Consider the following 3,669-nt stretch of genomic DNA (forward strand, 5'->3'; position numbering starts at 1 on the left):
GCGTCGGGGGTTTTAAAGGACTTTGCGAAGAGGCAGATGCAAGGTGAACTTGGGTTTACAGCCGTGCTGCATACCCACAGCCGACAACGAAACTTGCACCCACACCTGCACATTATTGTGGCGGCAGGCCAATACGACCCATCAAGACAAACGTGGCACAAAGGCAACAAACGTTACCTTTTTAACGCATTTGCTTTAGCCAAAGTCTGGCGAGCAAGAATGCTAGAAGCAATTAATCAGCACCCAACGTTGTGGCTGCCGAGTGGCATTCCCAAACAATGGGTGGTCGATTGTAGGCAGGTTGGTTATGGTCAGGCTGCACTGAGCTATTTAGCTCGCTATCTCTATCGTGGTGTGTTGCCTGATGAAGACATCATCCATATCACCGATGATACGGTCACGTTCCGCTATAAAGAGAGCCAAACCAATACATGGCGAACGCGCACTTTGCCCATCCTTAAGTTCTTGCTGCTCATTTTGCAGCACGTGCTCCCCAAAGGGTTACAGCGAGTAAGAGACTACGGATTTTTACGTGGTCAAGCACACGCCTTAAGAGTTCGTATTCAGCTGTTGCTGTTGAACCTACTCTATATGATGCCGCCAGTACCAGCACCGGTAAGGAGCAAAGCGATGCGAGTATGCCCTTGCTGTGCACATGAGATGGCGTGCGTTGGAGTAAGCCGACCCATGTAGCCGAAAGGCATTTGATAATAAGGAGAATGGCATTAGCGAAATCAGAGGAGATGTGACGACGAAAGAAACGAAAAACAGCTAACTGTTTGATAAGATTGCTATCGCAATCTTATCTTGACCTCGCTCGCCTTGAGAAAAGCCTCAAAGCGATGTGCCCTTCAAATGCAATCGTACAATTTACTTAATAGAGTGGCTTCGGGCTTGTTCAACACTTGGGATTTAGTGTTGGCTGCGCAACACCTTAATCCTTATTCGTTAGCATTATTTTTTCACTATAGATTCGATATCTTCACGATATAAAACCGCCTGCTCTTTATCGTATAATTCACTTACAATAGATTTTATACCCATAGTTATTTCTGAGATATCAAAAGGCGCATTTTTCCGCTTTCCCTTAAACGAATACAAGTAATGAACTCCGTCTTTGTAAAGGATCCTGTCGAACCTTTCAAATTGGATATATGAGCCTTTTTCACTCATAGTGATAACTAAACTTCCCTCTCTATACGGGAGATCTTTTGGTTTACATGTATATGTCGAAAGACGATAACTTTCTTCTGATTCAACTTCAGGGTCTTGATCTTGAATTAACTCAAACGCTTGCTGATATGTTTCTGAGACCAATTCTCTGTCCCAGATAAACAAAGGAATTGCTTGATTGTGATCATCTGCTAACCAGCTATCTAGAGTAGACTTTGCTTTAACAGATTGATTTGCCGCTTGAGATTCAAAGAATGATTGCTTGTATAGTTCGAATTGATGCTCAAAATTCTTTTCTTGGCAGTTAAGCACTAATGGAGATGACTTAAGATTTTCTACTTTGGTTAGATATTCATTATATAGGTCTTCTGATTCTAGAAAGACTAACGTATCTCTTTTTAAGCTAACACCTAGTGCAGTGAAATTCGCACTGCCAATAATAACGACATTAGGTTCAATTAAGTATAGCTTCCAGTGTGTACTATTCGCATAGCGAAAATCCATATAAATATTTAAATTTTCAGACTCTAAGTCTATTAGATTCTCAATATACTTTGGTGAAGAAAATGAATTAATTGTACCAACAATTAATTCCACATTATTTCTAGCTGTCAATCCTTTAACTATTGATTCTGTCCCACTAGCAAATGCGGAGACAATTGTAATTTTGGAGTCGTTAACTGCATCAAAAATTTGTCCCAACTCACTATATTGTTCAATAATTTTCATTTTTACCTCTGAACTGAAAATAATGCTAACGATTAGCTAAGTGGCTAACAAACCTACCACTTCACTCAATTAAAACACCTTAAACACACGACTAAACCAAGCTAAAAATGCCAAGCGTTTGTTAGTCCGTCTTTAGCGCCTTGTTAGCTGATTGCACAATGATACGTGGCATACCAAGATGTTGATTACTTTGACTTTACGCCCAGCGAGCACAAAAACCAAGCCTTACGTTAAAAACTCAAACACAACCCAAAAAAGTGCTTGGCAAAGAAGAGGTAATAGTAAAACTTCAATCCAAAAAGGTCGGCTGAATTTGAAAAGGATGCTTTCGAAGCAGTTAATGAAATGTGCTCATGAGTATGAGAATTTATCTAGCCTCACAACATCCAAGAAACCGCGTCAAAGAACTAAACGAACAAACCACTTCAGTAAACGAATCAGTTTGATTCACCAGAGATACAAACAGTGCCACTGGCGAGATAGTGATTAGCACCATTCTTTCGCATGTGTAGCTAGTGCGGGAATAAATAGATTTAAACCCTTGAAACTTTTACTCCAGCTAACGCCCGCTTAAGTAGTGAGCAACACCATACATAATTAAACACTCTACGCGACGCATAGTAAAAGCGCCACGTGTTGCGAATCTGTCTTGAAGCGTTTGTTATACGAATTTCATCGGCGATTTTTATATAATGTATACACAACTAAGCAGTATATGGACAATATAGATAACAAAATAGTAATGAAGCTAACCCAACTAAGTAACGTTTCGGCTAACTTCTCTTGACTTGATGGTGAGTTGTCATATTTAATTTCATTTTCTATAAGTCTAACCTCATAATCTAATTGAATTTTCATTGCACCATAAGCATTTAAATTAATTATATCTTCGTTTAACTCTAACTCCAGAGGTGACAGTTCTGCTTTGAAATTACCTAATGCTCTTTCACAATAGTATAATTGCTCATCTGAGGTTTTAGCTGCATTATCCATGCATAACTCTAAGAACCCAATAGAGATCAATAATCCATTTTTTTTTGCTAACGCTGTACTTTTCATAGATCGTTGTGCAGATGCCTCACTAGCTTCAGTGATAATATTATCTATATAATACATCCAGCCTCCCATCATTAAAGCTAGTAACAAGGATGAGATGCCAATTCTCCTAAAAGCAGACACTGCAGCCCAGCTAATAACCAATTGAGATTTCTGAGCGAGAGCCTGAACCCCTTCAACTTCTTCATTTACACGGTTAAAAAACATTATTTGTTTCCCTAATTCGTATAACGCTTAAGTATTTATCCGTTGTCGTAGCACAATGGATAAATACCTGTTGGACTTGGCCGCTTCTATCTATGGAGTTTGCTTTTTAGGACTGACTTACGTTCCACTCTTATCATTAAGATTGGTACCCCATCAGCCGTCCATTTTCCACTTCTAGCCACCAATTTATCTACTGCGACTATACCCGTTGCATAATCCTTTTAAAAGCGAACAATGCCCCTCTCTCGCCATAACACAACGATAATTTTATTCATTACAATCAGACAACTAGGTCAGTCGGTGCTCTGAAACGACTATCCTAGGTCTAATATTGAAGCACACGAGTACCATGCTGTTGCTATGGCAGTTCGGACAACAAGGTTTCTCTTTCAGTACTTCCGATTTCTCTACGGGTCGCTTTCGTAAGCTTTGCCTAATTTCCGCTATCGCTTTTACCCGTACAGCATTAGCTAAAAAGCCATAATAGCGTATTCGCATTAGCCC

4 protein-coding genes are annotated in these 3,669 nt (G+C 39.7%); 2 read left to right on the top strand and 2 right to left on the bottom strand.

Translation table 11 applies throughout. The features are described from left to right. A partial coding sequence (locus AB4513_RS24145) for a transposase (protein ID WP_136975501.1) occupies positions 1-693 on the top strand: 693 nt, incomplete at its 5' end. 261 nt (positions 694-954) lie between these two features. Here AB4513_RS24145 and AB4513_RS24150 read toward each other — a convergent pair. Both AB4513_RS24150 and AB4513_RS24155 read right to left on the bottom strand, forming a co-directional pair. Next, positions 955-1,902, bottom strand: a complete 948-nt coding sequence (locus AB4513_RS24150) for a phospholipase D family protein (protein ID WP_102258036.1) — start codon at positions 1,900-1,902, stop codon at positions 955-957. A gap of 672 nt (positions 1,903-2,574) precedes the next feature. Beyond that, positions 2,575-3,165 (bottom strand): hypothetical protein, encoded by a 591-nt coding sequence (locus AB4513_RS24155; protein WP_102258035.1) that lies wholly within the window; start codon positions 3,163-3,165, stop codon positions 2,575-2,577. Positions 3,166-3,496: 331 nt separating this feature from the next. On the opposite strand from AB4513_RS24155, the gene AB4513_RS24160 reads away from it, so the two are divergent. Then, positions 3,497-3,649, top strand: a complete 153-nt coding sequence (locus tag AB4513_RS24160) for a hypothetical protein (RefSeq protein ID WP_157936398.1) — start codon at positions 3,497-3,499, stop codon at positions 3,647-3,649. Positions 3,650-3,669: the final 20 nt, after the last annotated feature.

The organism is Vibrio sp. 10N.222.54.E6 (genome assembly GCF_041473955.1).
GTDB classification, from domain to species: domain Bacteria; phylum Pseudomonadota; class Gammaproteobacteria; order Enterobacterales; family Vibrionaceae; genus Vibrio; species Vibrio tasmaniensis_A.